The 23613-nt window shown below is 44.1% G+C and carries 26 protein-coding genes and 2 other annotated features (1 of these 28 only partly in view); of the genes, 3 read left to right on the top strand and 23 right to left on the bottom strand.

Translation table 11 applies throughout. From position 1 onward, the window contains the following. Positions 1-83: 83 nt before the first annotated feature. The 3 genes from nadA to nadB are packed head-to-tail and all read right to left on the bottom strand — an operon-like array spanning position 84 to position 3595. On the bottom strand, positions 84-1190 hold the full coding sequence (gene nadA / locus PUN35_RS00690; RefSeq protein ID WP_014480447.1) for a quinolinate synthase NadA: 1107 nt from the start codon (positions 1188-1190) through the stop codon (positions 84-86). Further along, the gene (gene nadC / locus PUN35_RS00685) at positions 1177-2046 is read right to left on the bottom strand and encodes a carboxylating nicotinate-nucleotide diphosphorylase (protein WP_014480448.1); all 870 of its coding nucleotides are present in this window, start codon (positions 2044-2046) and stop codon (positions 1177-1179) included. Before nadC ends, nadA begins: the two co-directional genes overlap by 14 nt. Further along, complete coding sequence (gene nadB, locus PUN35_RS00680) at positions 2000-3595, bottom strand: L-aspartate oxidase (protein ID WP_014480449.1); 1596 nt, start codon at positions 3593-3595, stop codon at positions 2000-2002. Before nadB ends, nadC begins: the two co-directional genes overlap by 47 nt. 102 nt (positions 3596-3697) lie before the next feature. Between nadB and nifS the strand changes: the two genes are divergently transcribed. Both nifS and PUN35_RS00670 read left to right on the top strand, forming a co-directional pair. Continuing rightward, on the top strand, positions 3698-4885 hold the full coding sequence (nifS, locus tag PUN35_RS00675; protein WP_033881608.1) for a cysteine desulfurase NifS: 1188 nt from the start codon (positions 3698-3700) through the stop codon (positions 4883-4885). After that, positions 4845-5387, top strand: coding sequence for a transcription repressor NadR (locus tag PUN35_RS00670; RefSeq protein ID WP_004398582.1), 543 nt, complete (start codon positions 4845-4847; stop codon positions 5385-5387). The genes nifS and PUN35_RS00670 overlap by 41 nt, the downstream gene beginning before the upstream one ends. 24 nt (positions 5388-5411) lie before the next feature. Here PUN35_RS00670 and pheA read toward each other — a convergent pair whose 3' ends face one another. From pheA to spo0B, 4 genes are read right to left on the bottom strand one after another with little or no spacing between them, the layout of a single operon-like run. Further along, a complete protein-coding gene (pheA, locus tag PUN35_RS00665) occupies positions 5412-6269 on the bottom strand; it encodes a prephenate dehydratase (RefSeq protein ID WP_004398512.1) in 858 nt (285 codons plus the stop codon). A 16-nt stretch (positions 6270-6285) separates the two neighbouring features. Continuing rightward, positions 6286-6729: a transcriptional regulator ThrR gene (thrR, locus tag PUN35_RS00660; protein WP_003222630.1), complete on the bottom strand. Its 444-nt coding sequence runs from the start codon at positions 6727-6729 to the stop codon at positions 6286-6288. 60 nt (positions 6730-6789) lie between these two features. Then, positions 6790-8076, bottom strand: coding sequence for a GTPase ObgE (obgE, locus tag PUN35_RS00655; protein ID WP_003246161.1), 1287 nt, complete (start codon positions 8074-8076; stop codon positions 6790-6792). Positions 8077-8109: 33 nt separating this feature from the next. After that, positions 8110-8688, bottom strand: a complete 579-nt coding sequence (spo0B, locus tag PUN35_RS00650; RefSeq protein ID WP_014480451.1) for a sporulation initiation phosphotransferase Sop0B — start codon at positions 8686-8688, stop codon at positions 8110-8112. 77 nt (positions 8689-8765) lie between these two features. Here spo0B and PUN35_RS00645 point away from each other — a divergent pair, with 77 nt between their 5' ends. Continuing rightward, on the top strand, positions 8766-8888 hold the full coding sequence (locus PUN35_RS00645) for a hypothetical protein (protein WP_003229671.1): 123 nt from the start codon (positions 8766-8768) through the stop codon (positions 8886-8888). A 120-nt stretch (positions 8889-9008) separates the two neighbouring features. Here PUN35_RS00645 and rpmA read toward each other — a convergent pair whose 3' ends face one another. The 16 genes from rpmA to valS all read right to left on the bottom strand — a co-directional run bounded on the left by rpmA (position 9009) and on the right by valS (position 23435). Continuing rightward, on the bottom strand, positions 9009-9293 hold the full coding sequence (gene rpmA, locus PUN35_RS00640; protein WP_003222623.1) for a 50S ribosomal protein L27: 285 nt from the start codon (positions 9291-9293) through the stop codon (positions 9009-9011). A gap of 12 nt (positions 9294-9305) precedes the next feature. Beyond that, complete coding sequence (locus PUN35_RS00635; RefSeq protein WP_003229669.1) at positions 9306-9644, bottom strand: ribosomal-processing cysteine protease Prp; 339 nt, start codon at positions 9642-9644, stop codon at positions 9306-9308. Between the two features lie 2 nt (positions 9645-9646). Continuing rightward, positions 9647-9955: a 50S ribosomal protein L21 gene (gene rplU / locus PUN35_RS00630; RefSeq protein WP_003229668.1), complete on the bottom strand. Its 309-nt coding sequence runs from the start codon at positions 9953-9955 to the stop codon at positions 9647-9649. Positions 9956-9968: 13 nt separating this feature from the next. Continuing rightward, positions 9969-10044: a sequence feature (ribosomal protein L21 leader region), on the bottom strand. Between the two features lie 57 nt (positions 10045-10101). After that, a complete protein-coding gene (spoIVFB, locus tag PUN35_RS00625; RefSeq protein ID WP_014480452.1) occupies positions 10102-10968 on the bottom strand; it encodes a stage IV sporulation intramembrane metalloprotease SpoIVFB in 867 nt (288 codons plus the stop codon). Continuing rightward, a complete protein-coding gene (gene spoIVFA / locus PUN35_RS00620; protein WP_014480453.1) occupies positions 10961-11755 on the bottom strand; it encodes a stage IV sporulation protein SpoIVFA in 795 nt (264 codons plus the stop codon). The genes spoIVFB and spoIVFA overlap by 8 nt, the downstream gene beginning before the upstream one ends. A 149-nt stretch (positions 11756-11904) precedes the next feature. Beyond that, positions 11905-12711, bottom strand: a complete 807-nt coding sequence (gene minD / locus PUN35_RS00615; RefSeq protein WP_014480454.1) for a septum site-determining protein MinD — start codon at positions 12709-12711, stop codon at positions 11905-11907. 1 nt (position 12712) lies between these two features. After that, positions 12713-13393, bottom strand: a complete 681-nt coding sequence (gene minC, locus PUN35_RS00610) for a septum site-determining protein MinC (protein ID WP_004398901.1) — start codon at positions 13391-13393, stop codon at positions 12713-12715. Positions 13394-13445: 52 nt separating this feature from the next. Beyond that, on the bottom strand, positions 13446-13964 hold the full coding sequence (gene mreD / locus PUN35_RS00605; protein WP_004398811.1) for a rod shape-determining protein MreD: 519 nt from the start codon (positions 13962-13964) through the stop codon (positions 13446-13448). Continuing rightward, a complete protein-coding gene (mreC, locus tag PUN35_RS00600; protein WP_003222609.1) occupies positions 13961-14833 on the bottom strand; it encodes a rod shape-determining protein MreC in 873 nt (290 codons plus the stop codon). Before mreC ends, mreD begins: the two co-directional genes overlap by 4 nt. Before the next feature lie 30 nt (positions 14834-14863). Then, entirely contained in the window at positions 14864-15877 is a 1014-nt protein-coding gene (gene mreB, locus PUN35_RS00595) for a cell shape-determining protein MreB (protein ID WP_003229650.1), read from the bottom strand. Positions 15878-15968: 91 nt separating this feature from the next. Beyond that, positions 15969-16664 carry a RadC family protein gene (gene radC / locus PUN35_RS00590; RefSeq protein WP_014480455.1) on the bottom strand — a complete coding sequence of 232 codons (696 nt, stop codon included), beginning with the start codon at positions 16662-16664 and terminating at the stop codon, positions 15969-15971. Between the two features lie 36 nt (positions 16665-16700). Further along, positions 16701-17270: a Maf family nucleotide pyrophosphatase gene (locus PUN35_RS00585; protein ID WP_014480456.1), complete on the bottom strand. Its 570-nt coding sequence runs from the start codon at positions 17268-17270 to the stop codon at positions 16701-16703. Between the two features lie 152 nt (positions 17271-17422). Further along, complete coding sequence (gene spoIIB / locus PUN35_RS00580; protein ID WP_014480457.1) at positions 17423-18421, bottom strand: stage II sporulation protein SpoIIB; 999 nt, start codon at positions 18419-18421, stop codon at positions 17423-17425. A gap of 133 nt (positions 18422-18554) precedes the next feature. After that, the gene (locus tag PUN35_RS00575; protein ID WP_072592551.1) at positions 18555-19301 is read right to left on the bottom strand and encodes a prepilin peptidase; all 747 of its coding nucleotides are present in this window, start codon (positions 19299-19301) and stop codon (positions 18555-18557) included. Between the two features lie 139 nt (positions 19302-19440). Then, positions 19441-20733: a bifunctional folylpolyglutamate synthase/dihydrofolate synthase gene (locus PUN35_RS00570; protein ID WP_014480460.1), complete on the bottom strand. Its 1293-nt coding sequence runs from the start codon at positions 20731-20733 to the stop codon at positions 19441-19443. A gap of 59 nt (positions 20734-20792) precedes the next feature. Beyond that, positions 20793-23435, bottom strand: a complete 2643-nt coding sequence (gene valS, locus PUN35_RS00565) for a valine--tRNA ligase (protein ID WP_014480461.1) — start codon at positions 23433-23435, stop codon at positions 20793-20795. 59 nt (positions 23436-23494) lie between these two features. After that, positions 23495-23613 (bottom strand) — a binding site (T-box leader) (it continues 104 nt past the right edge of the window).

Raw genomic sequence — 23613 nt, 5'->3', positions numbered from 1 at the left:
CAGCTGTGATTACAATATGTTTCTTCACAACATATGCCTGAACAAAAGAAGTTATGAGTAAAGGAAGGGAAAATATTTCTGATCTACGTGATCGAAAGCATTCGATTCAGGGCAAGGAGTGCATCTTCCTGAATGGCTTTTGGCACCTTGATGACGCCTGAAGGTTCTCCTTTTTCAATTTGTTCCAGCGACCACAACAAATGCGGCAAATCAATTCGGTTCATTGTCAGGCAAGGGCACATGTCAGGGTTGAGTGATTCGATTTGTTTATCTGGATGCTCGTGAATGATCCGCTGAACAAGATTCATTTCTGTCCCGATTGCCCACTTGCTTCCCGCCGGAGCCTGGTTGATTGTGTCGATAATATATTTCGTTGATCCGTTATCATCGCTTAGTGTCACGACTTCGTGTGAACATTCCGGGTGCACAATGATCTGAATGTCGGGGTCTCGCTCTCTCATATCAAGGATATTTTTAGTGGTGAATTTCTCGTGAACAGAGCAATGCCCTTTCCACAAAATCACTTTCACATTCGTATGCCCGGATTCAGCTACTAATTCATCTTTTATCGGGTCCCACACAGCCATATCTTCGAGCGCAATGCCCAGATCATAAGCCGTATTTCTCCCTAAATGCTGATCAGGCAAAAATAAAATTCTTTTTTTCTGTGTAAACGCCCATTCAAGCACTTTTTTCGCATTTGAAGAAGTCACAGTTGCTCCGCCATGTTTTCCGACGAATGCCTTGATCTCCGCAGTGGAGTTCACATAAGTTAAAGGTATGATCGTATCTCCAAATATATGCTGAAGCTTCTTCCATGCCCTATTGGTCTGCTGCATGTCAGCCATGTCAGCCATAGAACATCCTGCTCTCATATCTGGCAGGACGACCGTTTGCCGCTCGCTTGTCAGCATATCGGCGGTTTCTGCCATAAAGTGAACGCCGCAAAATACGATATAATCCGCTTCTTTGTTTTTTTCCGCTACTTGGGCCAATTGCAGGGAGTCGCCTGTTTGGTCAGCAAATTGTATCACTTCATCCTTTTGATAATGATGGCCTGGTATAAAGAGCCTGCTGCCGAACTTTTTTTTAATGGCGGCAACGCGCGTTTCCATATCCTTTCTCGATAGTTCTTTATAACTTTCGGGCATCATATCATTCGATTGTTTGATCACATCAAGAATTGACATAACGGCATTCCTCCACAGATTCATTTGATAACGTAACATCCATGCTGATATCTAAACTTTTGACGGAATGAGTCAGAAATCCTAATGAAATATAATTCACACCCGTCCCTTTAAAAGCAGGCAAAGATTCTAACGTAATCCCGCCGGAGGCTTCAGTTTTTATATGATCCGGTGTGAGCTTTGCAAAATGACGGACCGTATCAGGCGGACAGTTGTCAAACATAATAACATCCGCGCCAGCTGCAATTGCTTCCCGCAGCTGTCCCTCCGTTTCAATTTCCACCTCGATATTTACCATGTGCCCTGCGGCCTGACGGGCTTTTTTGCATGCCTCTAAAATAGAGCCGCATGCTGCGATATGATTATCTTTAATCATGATGCCGTCATACAAACCGAATCGATGATTATACCCGCCGCCGGCTCTGACAGCATATTTCTCCAGCATTCTGAGCCCCGGTGTTGTTTTTCTCGTGTCACAAATTTTAATCTGTTCATCATCCAGACACCGAACAGCCTCTCTTGTCATTGTCGCAATTCCTGACAGCCTCTGAATAAGATTTAATACGACCCGCTCTCCTGAAAGGAGCGCAGCTGCGGGACCGTGTAACTCGGCAATCACTTCACCTTTATGCAACATGTCCCCATCTTTTTTGTGTAAAATGATTCGAACATTTTCGTCCAATAACGAAAAGCCTTCTTTTATGATCGCTGCTCCTGCAAAAATACCCTCTGACTTTGCAACAATCTCCGCTTCACAGCTCTGTTCTCCAAAAATAGACTGCGATGTAAGATCCCCTGTCCCAATATCCTCAAGAAAAAAGTGATTCAGTAATTTTTTCAGCTGTAAATGATTCATTGTTCCAAATCCCCTCGTTTTTTCTGATCTTCGTTCCTTTTTTTGTATGGACAATTTGTCTTCCTTGCCAGCTCACCTCAGCATGAGGAAAATCGGTGCGGAAGTGAGCCCCTCTGCTTTCCTCCCGCAAAAGCGCAGAAAACGTCATCAGCTTTGCAGTTTGCCATAGATGAGAAAGCTCCATCTGCCGAATTGTGATATCCTTCACATTCACTTCCTGAAAAGGCAGCGTATGAAGCCAGATGCTAAGCTCAATCAAACTGCTTTGTTCCCGCAAAATAGACATGTGGCTTGTCATTTTGCTTTGCAGTTCATACACCTCTATATCCGGCACCTCGTAGACGACACTGGTTTCTAGCCCTGATTGATATTGCCTGTTATAAACCGGTTTTTGGATAATATGCTCTGCTGCCCTTTTTCCAAATACCAGCGCTTCCAATAAAGAATTGCTTGCAAGCCGGTTTGCTCCATGTAAACCGGAGCATGCTGTCTCGCCAATCGCATAAAGCCCCGGCACTGTCGTTTCTCCCCAGCGATTAACTGAAACACCTCCCATTAAGAAATGCATTCCCGGAGCAACAGGAATTTTTCCGCTGTGGATATCAACCCCTGCTTTTTCACAAATAGCGGTGATGGTAGGGAAACGCGTTTCAAAATCAGAAATCGCACTGAAGTCTATATAAACGCGATTTCCTTTTGCCATTTCTTCGTGAATAACCCGTGAGACAATATCTCTTGGAGCCAGGTCACCTAAGGGATGCCGTTCAGCCATAATCCTGCGGCCGTTTTCGTCTACTAAACATCCGCCTTCCCCTCTGACAGCTTCTGAAACAAGCCCGTAGGAAACACCATTTTTCACAAGCAGTGTCGGGTGAAACTGAGTAAACTCCAAATCCGTTAATTCCGCCCCGGCCCGGTAAGCCAGAGAAAGACCGTCACCTGTGACAGTGAGATCATTCGTATGGTGAAGAAACAGGTTTCCACAGCCGCCGGCAGCCAGCACAACTTCGTCTGCGTGCCTTACCTTGAGCCGCCCTTTGCTGTCTTTTGTCATGACGCCGATACATCGTCCGTCCTCTATAAGCAAATCTGCTGCCATTTCATTCTCGATTAACTTGATTTTGCTGTTGATCCGTTTGAGCAAATAATCGATAAGCAGCCCGCCTGTTGCGTCTCCGCCAGCATGAAATATGCGGTTGTATGAGTGGGCCCCTTCTCTTCCAAGACAAACACCGCCTCGTTCATTGCGGTCGAATGGAAATCCACGCTCCAATAGGCTTTGAACCATCATTTTTCCATCATGTAATACGTCTGCTGCAATAGCTAGATTATTATGGCCGCACCCTGCGTATAACGTATCCTCCAGATGGGCTTCAATCGAGTCATCTTTTGCATAGGCCGCAGCAATCCCGCCTTGTGCATAGACAGAATTGCTGTTTTTGACGCTTTTTTTTGTGATAACAGTCACTTCGTATGAGGGCGGGAAAGCTGCAGCTAAGGAAAGTGCCGCCGCCCCTGAACCGATGACTGCAATCGTCTTTTTAGACATATGCCATCCTCCTGTTGTTTACACCTGTCTTGACACCTATATTTACACAAGGATAAAATAAACTCAAGAGTTTTTTATGGAGAACGGATGGAGGAAGACCGGATGATTTATTTAGATTATGCAGCGACAACGCCTATTTGTGAGGAAGCCCTTACTGTATATCAGAAGCTTAGTATGGATATGTACGGAAATGCCAGCAGCCTGCATGATGCAGGAGGAAAAGCAAAGCACATACTGGAGTACTGCCGTGAAAAAATCGCCAACATCATTGGCGGAGAAGCAAGCGGCATCTATTTTACAAGCGGCGGCACTGAATCCAATTTTCTGGCCATTCAATCATTGCTAAACGGCCTGCCAAAAACGAAAAGACATTTTATTATGACTGCCATGGAGCATCAGTCCATTCATAATTGCGCTGCTTTTTTGGAACAGCAGGGATATGATGTAACAGTCATTGAACCGAATGAATACGGGCTTATTACCGAGGAAATATTACTAGCCCATATCCGGCCGGAAACAGGCCTTGTATCTATTCAGCATGCAAATTCTGAAACCGGGATCATTCAGCCCATTCAACGCCTGTCTTCATACCTGCACAATAAGGGGATTCTTCTTCATTGCGACGCTGTTCAAACGTTTGGAAAGATCCCGATCAATACAAAAAATCTGGGAGTAGATGCACTCTCAATGTCCAGCCATAAAATCCACGGTCCAAAAGGAGTAGGGGCGGTCTATATCCGGCCGGATGTCCCTTGGAAACCCGTTTATCATCTGACTACTCACGAATACGGATTCAGAGCCGGCACCGTAAATGTTCCCGGGATCGGTGCCTTCACTGCCGCTGCAGAATTGATCGTAAGCGAAATGGAAAAACAGATATCCCGCAATGAGGCATTAAGAACATACTTTCTAGACCAAATCCGTATTCGGTCTCTCCCTGTAACCCTTGCAGCAGACACTTCGAAAGCAGAATGTCTTCCGCATATTATAGGGTGTTTTTTTCACTCATTTGAAGGACAATATGTTATGTTAGAATGTAATCGGAGTAATATTTGCATTTCAACCGGCAGCGCTTGTTCTGCAGGTTACCACGGTCCGTCTGAAACAATGAAAGCATTAAGAAAAACCGAACAAGAAGCTCTGCAATTTATCCGCATCTCTTTTGGCAGGCATACAACAGCTGAACAGCTGGAACAGTTATTACATACGTTTACAGTGCTTTGGGAACAAAAGAAAGGAGAATTTGATATTGACCGAAGAATTAAAGCTAATGGGCGCCAACAGGCGTGACCAGCTTCTTCTGTGGCTGAAGGAATCTAAATCACCGCTGACAGGAGGAGAACTCGCAAAAAAAGCGAACGTCTCAAGACAGGTTATTGTACAGGATATATCGCTCTTGAAAGCGAAAAATGTACCGATTATCGCCACAAGCCAAGGATATGTATACATGGATGCAGCCGCTCAGCAGCACCAGCAGGCAGAAAGAATCATAGCATGTCTGCACGGTCCTGAACGGACAGAAGAGGAACTGCAGCTCATCGTCGACGAAGGCGTTACAGTAAAAGACGTAAAAATCGAGCATCCCGTATACGGAGATTTAACTGCAGCCATCCAAGTAGGCACCCGGAAAGAAGTTAGCCATTTCATCAAAAAAATCAATTCTACGAATGCTGCCTACTTATCACAGCTGACCGACGGCGTGCACCTGCATACACTGACAGCACCTGATGAACATCGCATCGATCAAGCTTGCCAAGCCCTCGAAGAAGCCGGCATTTTAATTAAAGACTAAAAAAAGCCCTCTAGTGGGCTTTTTTTATAATTGGTAAGACTGGTATGCACCCAGAAGCCTCACTTTGCAGCCGAGTGCTTCAAGCTCCTGCATGGCCCCTGGAATCAATACATCATCAAACGCTTTCTCAATATCAATAATAAAGAAATAATGGCCTAATCCGGTTTTAGTCGGACGTGACTCAATTTTTGACAAGTTTAAATTTCTCCAAGAAAATGCAGACAGCACTCTATGCAGCGCCCCGGACTGATCATCCTGCGGCAGCATGACCATTAAGGTCGTTTTGGGCCTAGAACTCAATTTTGAATTCACTTCAAAAGATATGTTTTCATCAGGAGACAGGATAACAAATCTTGTATGATTGTCCCTATAATCCTGTATATCCCGTTTCACGATTTTTAATTCGTATGTAGAAGCTGCCATATCATTGGCAATGACCCCGATATTCAGCTCGGGATGGTCACTGACAAACTTTGCTGCCGCCCCGGTAGAATTGGCGTATTCATATGGAACGGAAGGAAAATGTCGATGAAGAAATTTATGGCATTGCGCAATCGCGTGTGAATGTGAGTAAATTTTGTCGAGCTCTTTCCATGCATTCTCTCTAGAGGGATGGACGAGCAAGTGCTGATGAATCGGCAACGTCATTTCACCCACGATTGGCAAGGGCTGTTCATGTATTAAATAGTCTATTGTTAGATTAACAGATCCTTCTAATGCATTTTCCAAAGGAACAAAAGCAAAATCAACTTCGCCTGCAACGGCTGCATCTATACACTCCGGAATGGTGCGGTAAGCAACATGTTCGGCGCCGTTTTGAAAACAAGAACTGACTGCTAGATGTGTAAATGTAGCTGCTGGACCTAAATAACCGACTTTCATGACGATTTCCTCTCCCTTATGCACCTGAACCTAATATTTCAACCTTTTCTACAAAATCAAACTTCCTGAGCTTATTCATTAATGTATGAATGTCTTCTTCCATTGCCGACGTACTGATAGACAGTGTCACATTTGCTCTGCCTTGAAGCGGAATGGTCTGGTGAATGGAAAGAACGTTGCTTCCAGAATCAGCTACCGCCTGAAGAAGCTGAGATAACGCACCTGACCTATCCTCCAAATGAAAGAAAAGTGTGATAATTTGTTCTTTTACCATGGTGTAGAATGGAAAAACAGCATCCCTGTATTTATAAAACGCACTTCTGCTTAAATCGACCTTTTGAACGGCATCTGCTACTGAATCTGCTTTTTTTCGATCAAGCAGCTTTTTGACTTCTAATGTTTTTCTCATTGCATCGGGCAATACATCTTCACGGACAAGATAAAATGTCTCCTCTTTCATTTGCATCCCCCCTTTAAAATAGAGAGCCTGGCACCAGGCTCTCTTTTCAGCCAACATTCATTAATCAATAAATTCAAATTCAAATTCCAGAAGCCTGATTATATCTCCATCCTTGGCTCCGCGTTCTCTGAGTGCTTCATCAACACCCATTCCGCGCATCTGTCTTGCAAACCGTTTAACCGATTCATCACGTGAGAAATCAGTCATCTTGAATAACCGCTCAAGGCTGTCTCCTGAAAGCACAAATACACCGTCTGGATCGCGTGTAATGTTAAATGGCACTTCTTCATTTTCCATCGTGTACATGACACGGTTTTGTGTAAGCTCTTCCTCGTCATACAGCGGGAATTCCGGTGTGTTCTCAAGCTGATTGGCAACCTCAAACAGAAGCTCACGCAGACCTTCTCTTGTCACCGCACTGATCGGGAATACCGGATAATCATCCGTCAGCTTTTCTTTAAAGGCTTCGAGATTTTCCGCAGCCTCCGGCATGTCCATTTTATTTGCAACGATAATTTGCGGACGCTCAGTGAGACGCAGATTGTACTCGCTCAGCTCCTGGTTAATCGTAAGATAATCATCATATGGATCACGGCCTTCTAAGCCTGACATGTCAATGACATGAACAATAACCCTCGTCCGTTCAATATGGCGCAAAAACTGGTGGCCAAGTCCGACGCCTTGGTGTGCGCCTTCAATCAGCCCCGGCAAATCGGCCATGACAAAGCTGCGTCCGTCATCCGTTTCAACCATGCCGAGATTTGGGACAAGCGTTGTAAAGTGATAGTCCGCAATTTTCGGTTTTGCAGATGAGACAACAGACAGCAAAGTAGATTTTCCCACACTCGGGAACCCGACAAGTCCGACATCTGCAAGCACTTTTAATTCAAGAACAATGTAGCGTTCTTTTCCCGGCTCGCCGTTTTCTGAAAGCTGAGGCGCGGGATTAGCCGGTGTAGCAAAGCGGCTATTTCCTCTTCCGCCTCTTCCGCCTCTTGCAATGACAGCCCGCTGTCCGTGCTCTGTTAAATCAGCGATGACCTGTTTCGTATCATCGTCTGTCACAACGGTGCCCGGCGGAACTTTAATGACCATATCATCAGCATTTCGTCCGTGCTGGTTTTTGGACATGCCATGCTCGCCGCGAATCGCTTTAAAGTGTTTTTTGTATCTAAAATCCATCAGGGTGCGGAGACCTTCATCTACTTCAAAAACGACGTCTCCTCCCTTTCCTCCGTCACCGCCGGCAGGGCCGCCTTTCGGCACATATTTTTCACGGCGAAACGCAACCATACCGTTGCCGCCGTCGCCGCCTTTTACATATACTTTGACCTGATCTACAAACATAATGTCCTCCGTTCTAAACCGTTAAAAACTCCGCTAGTCCAACCCAATTTCAATCAAACATTCGTGACTCGTGATTTCAAAACGCATGATATCAATGTCCTCATATCCATTCTGCCGAATATCATCAAAAGCAGATGGATCGGCAAAGGCGCCGTGAAAATCAAGGTACAGAATCAGCTGTCTGTCAGGATGATCCGTTTGAAGCGAAACCGTTAAATGATTTTCACTCTCTCTGCTGACTGCTTGATCAAACAGATGAAACAGCTTTCTCATCAGTTTCGCCAGCTTTTGATCATAAGCCGACAAATCCTTAATTTCTCCGAGAACTTCATATTCAAGCGTCATATAATGGGTTTTCCAATTAAACGTAAGAAAATCAAACGCCAAATGCGGTGTTTTCAGGTTTGAGAGCTTTGATTCGTGCTTTGCGTCTATAACCATTTCTTCAATCATTTCAAAGACACGGTCATACTTCTGTAAGCTTAAGTTTCCTTTAATCAGCTGCAGCTTATTCATCCAATCATGCCGGGAATGGCCAAGCAGATGAATCAGTTCGTTTGTTAATGCCGTGTCGCTTATATTTTCTTCTTGATTTTTTGAAACATCCTTCATTTTCGCACTCCCAATCATTTAATTTCTTATTTAGGAGTCTGTATAAGTGTGTATTATGAATTATAACAGAGAAGGCTTTGTTAGAAAAACAATTGTTTTTCCCAGAAATATCATGTTCCTTTTTTCTGGCTTTGGTTGATTTGCAGCCAGGCAGAACATTTTATGTATTACTGCTTGGGGAACATATCCAGTGGGTTTGAGATGTTTATTCTCATTCTTGGCGGGGTCTGCTCGCACATACTCTGCATTTCATTCTAGGTGTTTACTCCGCATATTGCAAAAAAAACTCCAGTCATCATCGACCGGAGTTTTTTGAATCATTATTGAGCTACAGGATATACGCTCACTTTTTTGCGGTCACGGCCGAAACGTTCGAATTTAACAGTTCCGTCGATTTTCGCAAATAGAGTGTCATCTCCGCCGCGGCCCACGTTTTCACCTGGGTAAATTTTTGTTCCGCGTTGACGGTAAAGGATAGAACCGCCTGTTACGAATTGACCGTCAGCACGTTTAGCACCTAAACGTTTAGCCTCAGAGTCACGTCCGTTCTTTGTAGAACCTACTCCTTTTTTAGAAGCGAAAAACTGAAGATCTAATCTAAGCATGTAGCTCACCTCCTATATTATGTTTGTGGTCACACGCAAGTTGTCTTTGTAATCCCGTTCGATTGTCTCCAGCGAAACAATCATGCCTTCAATCAGCAGCTGAGCTTTTTGGCGTGCCTCTGGATCAAGAGATTCAGGGAATTCAAAATAAAAATACCCCCCGTCCTCCCCTATATCAAGAAGCGGCTCGAAGCCCGCGAGCACAATGACCGCGTTAACGGCTCCAAACACAACGGCTGTCACTCCGGCACAAACAAGATCTTGTCCATGTTCAGCAAAATTCGCATGGCCCGTCATTTCAAAAGACAATATGCCTTTATCATGAGACCTTCTGATTGTTGCCTGAATCATGCTTACGCGTTGATTTTTTCGATCGTCACTTTAGTGTAAGGCTGACGATGACCTTGTTTTTTATGAACGTTTTTCTTTGGTTTGTATCTGAAAACAGTGATTTTTTTCGCGCGGCCTTGTTTTTCAACTTTAGCCGTTACTGTTGCGCCTTCAACTGTAGGGTTGCCGACTTTCACGTTGTCTCCGCCAACAAACAAAACGTCTTCAAAAGTAACTGTTTCACCTGCTTCAGCAGCAAGTTTTTCGATGTAAACAGTTTGGCCTTCTTCAACTTTGATTTGTTTACCGCCTGTTTTAATGATTGCGTACATTCTCTGCACCTCCTATTAGACTAAGACTCGCCAGATACCAGGGGGCTGTAAAAGCTCTTAACACCTGTACTGAGCGGTTGTAGCAATGGTGCTACATCCATAACATTAAAAAATATACCAAAATACAAGGCGTTTGTCAATCAGTTTTAGTAGGGCAGAAGCAGCTCCTCCATGGAAGAATTCGTCCGCTTATCGGCAAAGTAAGCGTGCAGCACTTCATTCTCGTCAAGCTGGCTGAGCTTTTGGCCTGATTTTTCTATAATAATCGGATGCTTACAGCCACGTTTGAACTCGGCCATCACATGATAGACTTTATCCTCCGCCTTTACTGTCAGCGGCAGAAGTTTCTCAAGCTCCCTGTTTTTTCCGTAATACCTTTCGAGGAGAAATCTCACATGGATATAGTGCCTTTGCCGATATTCCTCAAACAAGGAAACAGCCAGAAAGACAAACAAAACCCATGCGCTGATCTGCAGAGGAATCACGAATAAAACCCAGCACCCGAGCAACAGGCAGAAGCAGAGCGACGTTTTTAGATTAAGCCGGTGAGCCTTTTGAAAAGGCAGCTGTTTGGAAAACAACAAAAATAACAGTTTTCCTCCATCCAGCGGCCAGATCGGCAGTAAATTGACAAATAAGATAGAAAGATTATAAAAGGTGAAGAGTTCAAAGGTATGCTGATGAATCACTGAGACTTCTGCAAGCATCCAGGCGGCAAACTGAAGCCAGATGTGCTGAAGAGGGCCGGCAATAATGACCGCAAACTCTTCCTTTAACGGCCGATTCCCGTGCTCTTCCACTTCGACCGTTCCCCCAAACGGCAGCAAAAAAACACGCTTGATTCTCCAAGAAAAAAACACAGCCAGAGCAGCATGCCCCAGCTCATGAATCAATACAATCAGGAGCAGACAAAATAATGCTTTCATATGGCCTGTGAGCAAGCCCAGCGCCGCGATAATCCAAAGAAAAGGATGCACATGGATCTTTAAGATAAGGTCGAGCCATTTATTCAAATGTAATCACCTGAATCGGATCAATAAATTTATCGCCGTCTTTCATGGCAAAATAATAGACCCCTTTATTATGATCATCAAGCTTAATCGAACCGAGCTTTTTGCCTTTATCCACAAAATCATATAAAGCAACATCCACATCTTTGAGCTCGCCATAGATACTATAGGTGTTGTCAGCATGCTGCACCTTAACCGTCAGTCCCGTTTGGCTGTCTTTGCTGACTTCAACCACATAGCCTTCTTTTACGCTATCAATCTTATCACTGCTTGTTTCGACTTTAATTCCTTCCCCATTGTCCTGAAAATCCTGCTGTACTTTCCCGGATGCAGGCGCGATCAGATCTTTGCCTACTTCAATTTGCTGTTCCTTATTTTTGTGTTCAGGAGCCAGGAAAGCAAGCGGATTTCCGAATTTGGTTTCGAACCAATGGCTTGCTGAGGCAAATTGAAATTCAGTTTCAAAGGTTTTGGCTACGGCGGGTTTAATCTGACTGACGGGTCCAATGTTTGTTTTATAGGCTATAGCTGAAACGAGAACAAGGCAGGCCGACAGAAGACATTTCAGGATAATTGAATCTGTTTTCACCAATGGGTGTTTTCCGTTGAATGTTGGCATGTTATCTTCATAAACCGGAATTGTTCCATGTTTTTCCTGATCCGTTACCATCACCCAGGACGGGGGTTTCTGCTTTTCAGAAACTGTCTGAGTAGAGAAACGTTTTGAGCCGGAAAGCTGCTTTCTTCTTTTCTCTAATCGTTTTCTGATTTCATCTGCTCTGTGACTCATTGCCATCATCCTTTGCATTCGTTGGGTTTGTACATCATATGTCTTGTCCATGGCAAATATTCGGTTTAGTCAAGAACAAAGCAGGCAAAAACAAAAAAAACCTGACACAGCATATGCTTTGTCAGATTCTTCTCTTTGATTCTATCACATTAAGATCTTACTCCGAAAAATGACTTAATCTTAGCCATCATTCCTTTGTTTTGCTCTTCAAGCACCTGTAAAGGAACAGATTCACCTAAGATGCGGCGGGCAATATTGCGATATGCAATGGAAGCGCGGTTTTTAGGGTCCATCGCAATCGGTTCGCCATGATTGGAAGCTTTAATGACTTCATCATCATCAGCCACGATTCCGAGCAAATCGATCGACAGATGCTGTACGATTTCGTCGATATCCATCGTGTCACCGTTTTTCATCAGGTGATTTCTGATTCTGTTAACAACGAGCCGCGGCGGTTCAACATTTTCTTCTTGCTCCAGCAGCCCTATAATACGGTCAGCATCACGAACAGCTGAGATTTCAGGCGTAGTGACCACAATCGCTTTATCAGCTCCGGAAACGGCATTTTTGTACCCTTGCTCGATTCCGGCAGGACAGTCTATGATGACATAGTCAAATTCCTGTTTGAGCTCTTGGACCATGTTTTTAATTTGTTCAGGAGCAACAGCTGTCTTATCGCTCGTTTGAGCAGCGGGCATTAAATAGAGCAGATCATCGAAACGTTTGTCTTTTACGAGCGCCTGATGCATTTTGCATCTGCCCTCTACAACGTCTACCAGATCGTAAATAATTCTATTTTCAAGACCCATTACAACATCAAGGTTGCGCAGTCCTATATCAGTATCTACTAAGCATACGCGCTTCCCTAAAATGGCTAAGGCGGTACCGAGGTTCGCAGATGTTGTTGTCTTACCTACTCCGCCTTTTCCCGAAGTTATTACGATAGCCTCACCCAATTCACATTCCTCCCTCAAGCCTTGTTAGATCAGGTCTTAAATGAGCCAAATGTTGAAGGCGTTCAATGACCATATTTCCGTCTGTATCTAAATAAGCACATTCCATTTCGTTCCCTTTTTGAATGTGGTCTGGGGAGCGATTTAACACATGATTGATTCTTAATTGTGTCGGAAGCATTTCAGAGGCGGCGATGACCGCTTGATTATTTCCATTAAATCCGGCATGCGCGATTCCTTTCAGTGAGCCCAGAACAAAAATGTTCCCTCCGGCCCTGACTGTTCCGCCGGGATTCACGTCACCGATCAGGAGCAAGTCGCCTTTTACCTGCAGCACTTGGCCTGAACGGACAATTTTTGAAACAGAAATAATTTCGGCTTCCTCTCTTATCTGCTGTGCTTCTTTTTTAGTAATGACTTCACTGTCAATAGAATGAACAAACAAATCTTTCTTTGACGCAATCAATTCGGTTAGCTGTTCCTCTTGCTCCTTATATAAAAAGCGATTTCCCAGCTTAACATGAACGCTGATTTTCTGGCCTTTTCCATCGGTATATTGTTCAATTGACAGCATATTCTGAAGACCATCGAGAAGCTCATCAAAAGAACACGCATCATCCAGATGCAATGTTAGTCCATTCTTTGTTCCTTTTATTGTTACATATTGCTGCTTTTTGGTCTTCACAATATTCACCTCAACAACATACTCATTTCGTCAAAAAAAGATAAAATCCTTTTTACTCATCTCTCAATTCTTTCTTTAGACTCATAAAAAACAATCTAAATGGCAGAACAAGAATAAGAGCTGCTGCAATATTTAATAAAATTGTCGGTATAAACCGGTCAAGCACAAATCCGTTAAACGTCATAATGTCTTTATGAATCAAAGACTGAATGCCGAATACGTAAAATTCGAGCAGACAGACAGCCAGAACTGCTATCAATATCACTACAAATGCGTTTGTATGTAACACTTTAAACGCTTTTGAAGCCAAATAGCATAGCCCTGCAAAACCAAACATGTAAACGCCTAATAGACTTGTATAGTTCATGTCATATAGAAAACCAAAAATAAATCCGTAAATCATCGCGTGTTTTTGGTTGATAAAAGCCGACATGAATATCAATACAAGCATCAAAAAACGCGGGGCGAGCACTTGGTCATCTGTAACGAAAGGAAAATGCACCAAATCTGTAAAAATGCTTTCCGCAGAAAAAACAAGCATCATAACGAAAGGGAGAAGGAAACGTTTCACGATCCTTCCTCCTCTGTATCGACAGTCGGCACGTCACGGTTAACAACGATCACATTATTTAAATCTGTAAGGTCAGCCGCGGGTTTTACATAAGCAACCTTCGTCAGTCCATAGGAATCTGACTCGATATCAGTCACTTCACCGATTGTCAGCCCTTCTGGGAAAACACCGCCTGTCCCTGATGTTTCAATAAGATCGCCTTTTTTCACGTCTTGTTTATCCTTACGCTCAATAATTGTCATCTTAAGACGTTTTTTCTCTTTGTCATATCCTTCGATCAAGCCGTAGCCTTTGCTGCCTTTTTTTCCGGAAATTTTTGTCGCGACTCTGTTATTGCGGTCAGTATCGCTTAAAAGCTGAACAGTAGACGTAAAATTGTTAAGTCCGGAGCTTTTGATCTTGCCGATTAATGCGCCTTTTTCGTTTGTAACGGCCATATCTTTCGCTACGTTTTGCTGAGTCCCCTTGTTAATGGTGACCTGTTTGGCCCAATTATCAGGGCTTCTGGCGATGACCGTTGCTAAAATCGGCTTGTAATCTTTAATCGATTTGACATGGCCAAGCTCGTCACGCAAGGATTTGTTTTCTTCTTCAAGCTCTTGAAGCTTGGCTTCATATTGTGTCTGTCCGTCAAGTTTTTCTCTTAGACGCTCGTTTTCTTTGTATGTGTTTTTTAAATCATTGATGTTCTCAAATATTCCTGCAAAAAATTCGGCAGGCGTATGAAAAATATTTTGAAATACTCCCGTCGTATCGCCGATCACTTTCTCAGGCCAGGTGGTATTGCGGCCGCCCTTCAGCGAAAATCCAATCATAGCCACCAATATGATAATACACAGAAGTAATAGCATTAACCGCTTATTCGGCATCGTGTTACACCTCTTCTATTGAACTCCCGATTATCTAGTTTTCCCTTTGAAAAGATGGATGTGCTCCAGTGCTTTCCCTGTTCCGATCGCTACACAATCAAGCGGATCTTCGGCGATAAGGACCGGCATTTTTGTTTCTTCGCTGATGACTTTGTCCAAATTGCGCAAAAGCGCTCCGCCGCCGGTTAACACTATACCTCTGTCCATGATATCTGCTGCAAGCTCAGGCGGTGTTTTTTCGAGTGTGCTCTTCACTGCTTCGACAATTGTAGATACAGTGTCGCGTAGAGCATTAGAAATCTCTTTTCCTGTAATTTCAATTGTTTTCGGCAGACCTGTCAGCAAATCGCGTCCGCGGATTTCCATGTTGTCGGATTCTTCAGGAGCTTCTGCAGATCCGATTTCCATTTTAATCGCTTCAGCCGTACGGTCACCGATCATCAGATTGTACGTTTTTCTGATGTAGTTGATAATCGCGTCATCCATCTCATCACCGGCTACACGGATTGACTGAGACGTTACGATGCCTCCGAGGGAAATAATCGCAACTTCTGTCGTACCGCCCCCGATATCAACAACCATGCTTCCAGTCGGTTCCCAAACTGGCAGATTGGCCCCGATTGCTGCGGCAAAAGGCTCTTCAATCGGATACGCGTCACGCGCTCCCGCCTGTCTTGTCGCATCGATAACAGCGCGTTCTTCAACAGCTGTAATGCCTGATGGGACACATACCATTACATATGGTTTTCTGGCAAACATACCTTTATTTTTTATGGCCTGATTGATGTAATATTTCATCATCGTCGCCGTTGTTTCATAATCAGCGATAACGCCGTCTTTCATCGGGCGCAGAGCCACCACGTTGCCCGGTGTCCGTCCAATCATATTTTTCGCATCATTTCCGACAGCGACAATTGATTTCGTATCCGTCTGCAAAGCGACAACTGACGGCTCTCTCACAACAATTCCTTTTCCTTTTACAAAAACAAGCGTATTCGCAGTTCCAAGATCTATACCAAGGTCTCTAGCACCAATTCCAAACATATGTATGTATCTTCCTTTCTTAAAGCAAAAATACCCTAAAGGGAAAAACTCATAAACTCTATTATAGCTTAATTCGACGAAAAAAAAAGTGTTACAAATATCCTTTTTCCTTTAAACTCACAAATTTTTTATCCCCGATCACCAAATGGTCAAGCAGCTCGATGCCAATCAGGTTTCCGCATTCAAACAGCCGTCTTGTCACTTCAATATCTTCCCTGCTCGGCGTCGGATCTCCAGAAGGATGATTATGAACACAGATAAAGGAAGCGGCAGATCGTTTAAACGCTTCTTTAAACACCTCTCGCGGGTGGACAATAGATGAATTCAGGCTTCCGATAAATACGGTGCGTTTATGGATGACTTGATTTTTTGTATTTAAGTATAAACAGACAAAATGCTCCTGGGTTAAAAAGCGCATATCCTCCATGACAAGATTAGCGCCGTCTTCCGGGGAGCGAATAACGAAATGTTCTTCGTTGGCTAATTTATGAATCCGGCTTCCAAGCTCAACTGCAGCCAGTATTTGAATCGCTTTTACCATACCGATTCCCGGGATGCTCGACAGCTCTTCAACCGATGCTTCCTTGAGCAGGCGCAGCCCGTCAAATGAGCGCAGCAGCCGGTTTGACAGGTCCAAAACAGATTCGTGTTTAGTCCCTGTCCGCAATAATATAGCCAAAAGTTCATGATTCGCTAAGTTCTCGGCTCCGACTTTCAGGAGCCGTTCTCTTGGCTTTTCTTTGATTGGGAAATCTTTGAGTTTTAATGGCAGATCGTGTATGACCAAGCACTCCTTTTCTTTCCCTTCCCGTTTATAGAACCGTCATGCCCTTATATCAAAGTGGCGAAGAACTCTCATTGTTTTTGATATAGGAAGGCCCATGACTGAATAATAATCTCCGTCTATTTTCTTTACAAAAAGCGCGCCTCTTCCTTGGATGCCGTATGCACCTGCTTTATCCATCGGCTCTTTTGTTTCAATATACGTCCAAATCTCTTCTTCACTGAGGGACCAAAACACAACTTCTGTCTTATCATAAAAAGTCTCGCTGTGATTTTCAGCTTGAATGCTGACCGCGGTTATTACTGAGTGACTTCGGCCTGAAAGCCTCCGCAGCATAGAAGCAGCTTCTTCTTGATCCTGCGGTTTGCCAAGGCATTCGCCGTCAAGGCATACCATTGTATCAGCACCGATAACGATTGCATGCGGGTGGAGATCAGCTACAGCCTTAGCTTTTTGTTTTGCCAACCATTGGACGTTTTCTTCTGGTGAAAAGTTTCGATTTAATTTTTCTTCTACTTCACTGACAATAATGGAGTAGGGCAGCTGGAGAAGATCGAGGAGTTCTTTCCTGCGCGGAGATTGTGATGCAAGTATTAACGGTTTTGTCATGTTCGTCATCCTTTCAGGGTTTGCTTAAGAAAAAAAGATACTCGTTTATCCTACCAAATCACGAGGCTTGTCACAATTTCAGAAAAATAACTTTTTCATGACAAAATAAAAAAAGCCTGTCACTAAAGGACGAAGGCTCAGGGCACTATCTCTTATTTTACGACGGCTAACAGCTGCTGCTGAGCCTTCCACCCGGCTTCAGCACTTGGATCCTCTAATTCCTTTAAAGCCTGCAAAATCGCTTTTTTCTCTCCTGTTTCTGACGCTTTTGTTTCACCAAGAGACTTTTCTATTTTCTCTACACTCGCTTTTGTAATGTCTTCGCCGAGAATCGCCTTTGCTGCAAGCTCCGCTGTTTCCTTAAAAGAATCTGTCATATCTGACTCTATTGATAAGGAAAGCTCCTTGCCTCCCCAGGCTTCAAAATCACTGTCGATTAAAACCTGTCCTAACTGCTGTGAGACATCCTTATCACTGGCTAAGCCCGCGATGACATACGTATACCCGTCATCCTTTGACAGTGACACGGCGGAATATCCTTTTTCGGTCAATTGTTCTGTTAACGTTTCGGCACCCTTTTCATTTGAAAATTTTCCGGCTTGTACAGCGTATGTTTTATATGTACCTTCAGTTTGCGCCGCTTGTTTTTCTGTGCCTGAAGTTTGTTTATCAGTTGAAGTATCCCCTGCTTTTGCCGTTTGGCTGCCTAGAGAATCCTCTAAAGAGGCCGGTGCTGACGCTTCTTTATTCCCCGATATGTTTAACGCGAATAGCCCTAATCCAGTGCCAATGACAGCCGCGAAGGCAATCGTCGCGGCCACTCTTTTTACCGGTTTGGCAGCCCCGGTCTTTCCTTTTGCATAAAGCTTTGTTTTTTTCTTTTGAAAAGGAGGAACAACTTTTGGGTCCTCTTTAAACACCTTGTCTTCCTCTGAATCCCAATTGAATTCATCTTCATCAGGATGTTCCTGGGATGCCGCAACCTCTTGTTCTGCCTGTCTTTTTTCCTCCCAATTTGAAAATGTCATGCTTTTATCCGCCTCTGTCTCAGGCGTCTCTTGTTCGTAAACCGTCTCTTCTTTTCCATTAATCGTCACCTTGAGGGCTTTTTCTGCGGCTTTACTGTTTTTTTTATTCTTTCTTTTTTTCAATTCCGCTTCCTCCCTTCATTTGCTTGACCGTTCTTGTCGGCTTTTCATGCTACACACTTTAGCACAGGCAAAGAAAAAAAGAACAAGACTTTTGTCGCCTTGTCCAAAAAACGTTCGTCAAATTTTTCAGCAGTCAGCCCAATGCCATTTTGATATAAAAAGAAATGATAGAGTCACCGTATAAATAGGCTAAAATGCTCCCTGCGGCTATAGCGGGGGCAAAGGGAAGCGGCTGCCTTTTAGCGAGTCTACCAGTCAGAACGGCTGCCGCTCCATATAATGCACCTATCAAAACAGAAAAGAAAAAGGCAGCTGCCAGCATTTTCACACCAAGCACAAAGCCAATCACCGCAAATAATTTAATATCTCCTCCCCCTACTCCCCCATGGGTGATTGCGGCAATTACAGCCAGAAATAGAAATCCGGCTGCCGCACCTAACAGGCCTGCATACCAGGAATCAAGCGGAGAAATCAATCTCGCGGCCGCCAAAAAGGGAAGAAAGAAAATCAATATACGATTTGGAATCAGCATAAAATGAATATCTGTCACTGCAACAATAATGAGAAGAGAGATAAACACCACAGCGGGAAACAGTTCCAGCGACGTGCCAAAGCGTATTCCTGCGGCGGCAAATAAACACGCTGTCACAAGCTCTGCTGCGGGATACATAAAAGAAATCCTATGCCCGCAGCTTTTACATTTACCTTTTTGAAATAGGAATGACAGGATGGGAATTAATTCTGCAGGAGTTAATGTCCTCCGGCAAAACGGGCATGATGAACGGGGCGCAATAATAGATAGATGTAAGGGGATACGGCACCCGGCCGTATAGTAAAAAGAACCAAGGATAAGCCCGAAGATAAAAAGAATGGATAGCATAGACAACACACCTTTACTCATTGAGTTCTGGTATGGATTGTAGCAAAATGGACATCCTGAGCTCCAATTGGGAATATTCAATTTTACACATAAAAAAAACGGCAGAATCTTTTTTTGATTCTGCCGGAGCCGGATGCTTTTATTTCAACCTTTTTCGAATGTCAGAAATAAAGTAAAGAGATCCGGTAATCAGCGTAATTTCATTTGAGCCCTTTTTGCTTTCTATGAATTTGATCACATCGTCTGGATCTTCACTCCAGCTTTTATTGCTGATTTCACTTGCATCATAGAGATCTTTTGCAAGAGAAGCACGCGGGAAATCAAAAGAAGCAAAATGAATCGCATGAGCAATGGTTTCCAGTCTTTTAATCATGTTCTGATACGGTTTGTCCTTTAACGCGCTAAACACCACAGTAATGCGTGAATTGGCGAAACGCTGCTTCATCGTTTCCGCCAGCTTTTCAACACCTTCTTCGTTATGCGCACCGTCTAAATATACCGGAGGATGTTCCTGAACAAGCTCTAACCGTCCCGGCCAAGCAGCCTTCACAAGCCCGCTCCTTAACGCTTCGTCACTGATATGGGCGATATTCTCCTTATTGAGCCACTCCGCAGCCAAAATGGACAAAGCAGCATTTTGTCTTTGATGGGTGCCAATCAGAGATGTCCGAATATCTTCATAGCATTTCTCTTCCGTTTTGAATGAAAACTGTTCTCCTGCAGGCAGAGCCTCTTCATTGAAAATAACACATGCATCATGCAATGACTGGAACGGCGCAGCATGCCGTTCGGCTTCGTGGCGGATGACCTGTAAAGCTTCCGGCTGGGTAACTGCTGTAACGATTGGAATACCTTCTTTAATAATACCGGCCTTTTCTCCTGCAATTTCTTCAATGGTGTTTCCCAAAATATTCATATGATCGTGTCCAATGCTTGTAATCACAGTTAAGAGCGGTTCAACCACATTAGTAGAATCGAATCTACCGCCCAAACCTGTTTCAAAAATAACAAAATCGACCTTATGAAATTCTGCAAAATATAAAAATGCACAGGCCGTCATAATTTCAAATTCTGTCGGCTGTCCGTATTCCGTTTGATCAAGGGCTTCAACGTGCGGTTTCATTTGATTGACGAGTGCTGTCCATTCCTCATCTGAAATCGGTATCCCGTTTACGCTGATCCGTTCATTAAACGTAATAATATAAGGCGATGTAAATGTTCCAACCGTATATCCGGCTTCCTGCAGCATAGAACGGATAAAAGCGACAGTTGATCCTTTACCGTTTGTTCCTGCGACGTGGAACGCTCGGATTTTTTTTTCAGGATGTCCTAACCGCGCCATCAGCTGTTTCATTCGGCCAAGTCCGGGCTTCACCCCGAATTTCAGCCTCCCGTGAATCCAGCTGCGCGCATCTTGATATGCAGTAAACAATGATAATCCCCTCTTTTATATGACAAGGCGGTTTCTCTAGAAACCGCCCCGGCTTTTCATTAACCCTTCAGCTCAGCCATTCGTTTTTGAACAGCGTCACGCTTCGCCATATAATCTTTTTCTTTTTCACGTTCTTCATCAATTACGTGTGCAGGCGCTTTTTTCATAAATCCTTCATTTCCAAGTTTCTTTTGGACACGCTCAACTTCTTTTGTCAGTTTATCAAATTCTTTTTGCAGACGGGCAATTTCTTCATCAATATTGATTAAGCCTTCAAGCGGAAGAATAACCTCTGCTCCTGAGACAACGGCCGTCATCGCCTTATCAACAGCCTCAATATCGGTGCCGATTTTAAGCACGCTCGGATTCGTAAAGCGTTCAACATATGAACGGTTCGCCTCGAGGCGGGCTGCTATTTCGTCTGTGCTTGTTTTAATGTACAGTTCAACCTGCTTGCTCATTGGCGTATTGACTTCACTGCGGATATTGCGCACAGAACGGATCAGCTCAACAAGAAGCTTCATGTCAGCTGTCGCTTCAGTATCGGTATGCTCCGGCACTACTACAGGCCATTGACTTACTGTAATCGATTCCCCTTGGTGAGGAAGGTGCTGCCAAATTTCCTCCGTTAAGAATGGCATAAACGGATGGAGCAGACGCATCGTTTGATCAAGTACGTAAGCAAGGATGGAACGGGTAGTTTTCTTAGCCGCTTCGTCTTCCCCATAAAGCGGAAGCTTCGCCATTTCAATATACCAATCACAGAAATCGTCCCAAATAAAGTTATATAAATGGCGTCCTACTTCACCAAATTCATATCGATCAGCAAGCTGGGTCACGTGCTCGATCGTTTCATTTAATCGCGTTAAAATCCACTTGTCAGCGACTGATTTTTCGCCTGACAGATCAAGCTCATCGTACGTCATGCCATCCATATTCATTAATGCAAAACGGGAGGCGTTCCAAATTTTATTGGCAAAATTCCAGGTCGATTCCACTTTTTCATAGCTGAAGCGCAGATCCTGGCCAGGAGAGCTTCCAGTCGCAAGGAAATAACGCAGAGAATCGGCTCCGTACTTGTCAATCACATCCATCGGGTCGACACCGTTGCCAAGAGATTTACTCATTTTCCGGCCTTGCTCGTCACGGATTAAGCCGTGGATTAAAACATCTTTGAACGGGCGCTCGCCTGTAAATTCAATGCCTTGGAAAATCATGCGTGATACCCAGAAGAAAATGATATCGTACCCTGTCACGAGAACATCTGTCGGATAGTAGCGTTTAAAGTCTTCAGCCGTTACATCAGGCCAGCCCATTGTGGAGAAAGGCCATAGCGCAGAACTGAACCATGTATCCAGTACGTCTGTATCCTGTTCCCAATTTTCGCTGTCTTCCGGCGCTTCAAGCCCGACATATAGCTCGCCTGTTTCTTTATGATACCAGGCAGGAATACGATGGCCCCACCACAATTGACGGGAGATACACCAGTCGCGGATGTTTTCCATCCAGTGTAAATACGTTTTTTCGAAACGGTCAGGCACAAAGTTGACCTTTTCTTCTTTCTTTTGCAGCTCAATCGCTGCATCAGCAAGCGGCTGCATGCGCACAAACCATTGTGTAGAAAGATAAGGCTCCACAACAGCCCCGCTTCGTTCACTATGGCCGACAGAGTGCATATGATCCTCGATCTTGAAGAGAACTCCCGCCTCCTGTAAATCTTTCACGAGCTTTTTGCGGCATTCAAAACGATCCATGCCTTGATATTGCAGAGCATTTTCATTCATCGTGCCATCTTCATTCATGACAAGAATGCGTTCTAAATTGTGGCGGTTGCCAAGCTCGAAGTCGTTCGGATCATGAGCAGGCGTAATTTTCACGGCACCTGAACCAAATTCCATATCAACATAGTCATCACCGACAATCGGAATTTCACGATTTACAATCGGCAGGATCACCGTTTTTCCGATAAGGTGTTTATAGCGCTCGTCTTCAGGGTGAACGGCAACAGCTGTATCACCGAGCATTGTTTCAGGACGTGTCGTCGCAATTTCAATTGAGCCTGAACCGTCAGCAAGCGGATAGCTCATATGATAGAACGCGCCTTGAACATCCTTGTAAATCACCTCAATGTCGGATAGGGCTGTTTTTGTCGCTGGGTCCCAGTTAATAATATATTCGCCTCTGTAGATCAGGCCTTTTTCATAAAGCTTAACGAATACTTCTCTTACCGCTTTGCTCAAGCCTTCATCCAGCGTAAAACGTTCACGGGAATAATCTAGGCCAAGACCTAATTTCGCCCACTGGCTGCGAATAAAGTCAGCATATTCTTCCTTCCACTTCCACGTTTCTTCGAGGAATTTTTCACGGCCTAAATCGTAGCGGGATTTGCCTTCTTCACGAAGTTTCGCCTCCACTTTAGCCTGTGTTGCGATGCCGGCATGGTCCATGCCTGGAAGCCACAGCACATCATAGCCCTGCATGCGTTTCATTCTTGTTACAATGTCTTGCAGCGTTGTGTCCCATGCGTGGCCAAGGTGAAGTCTTCCTGTTACGTTTGGCGGCGGGATGACAACAGAGTATGGCTCTTTTGTCTGGTCACTGCCCGCTTCAAAAAATTTGCCTTTTAGCCAAAAATCATATCGGTCTTTTTCAACCGCTGCCGGATCATATTTCGTCGGCATTGTTTGTTCATTCGTTTCCATCATAACCCTCCAGCATGTTTAAAAATGGCTGAGAACGAAAAAAGAGCTCTTCATCCCTGTAAAAGGACGAAAAGCTCTTTCGCGGTACCACCTTTTTTCATGAACTCTATCAGTTCATGCACTTATAACGGATAACGGGTGTTTCCCGAATTTCTCTACTCTTCTTTCAAGAAATTAT

This window comes from Bacillus sp. N3378-2at (genome assembly GCF_033412715.1).
GTDB classification, from domain to species: domain Bacteria; phylum Bacillota; class Bacilli; order Bacillales; family Bacillaceae; genus Bacillus; species Bacillus subtilis.
Note: the sequence above shows the minus strand (reverse complement) of the source record. Positions and strands in the feature narration are given on the sequence as shown.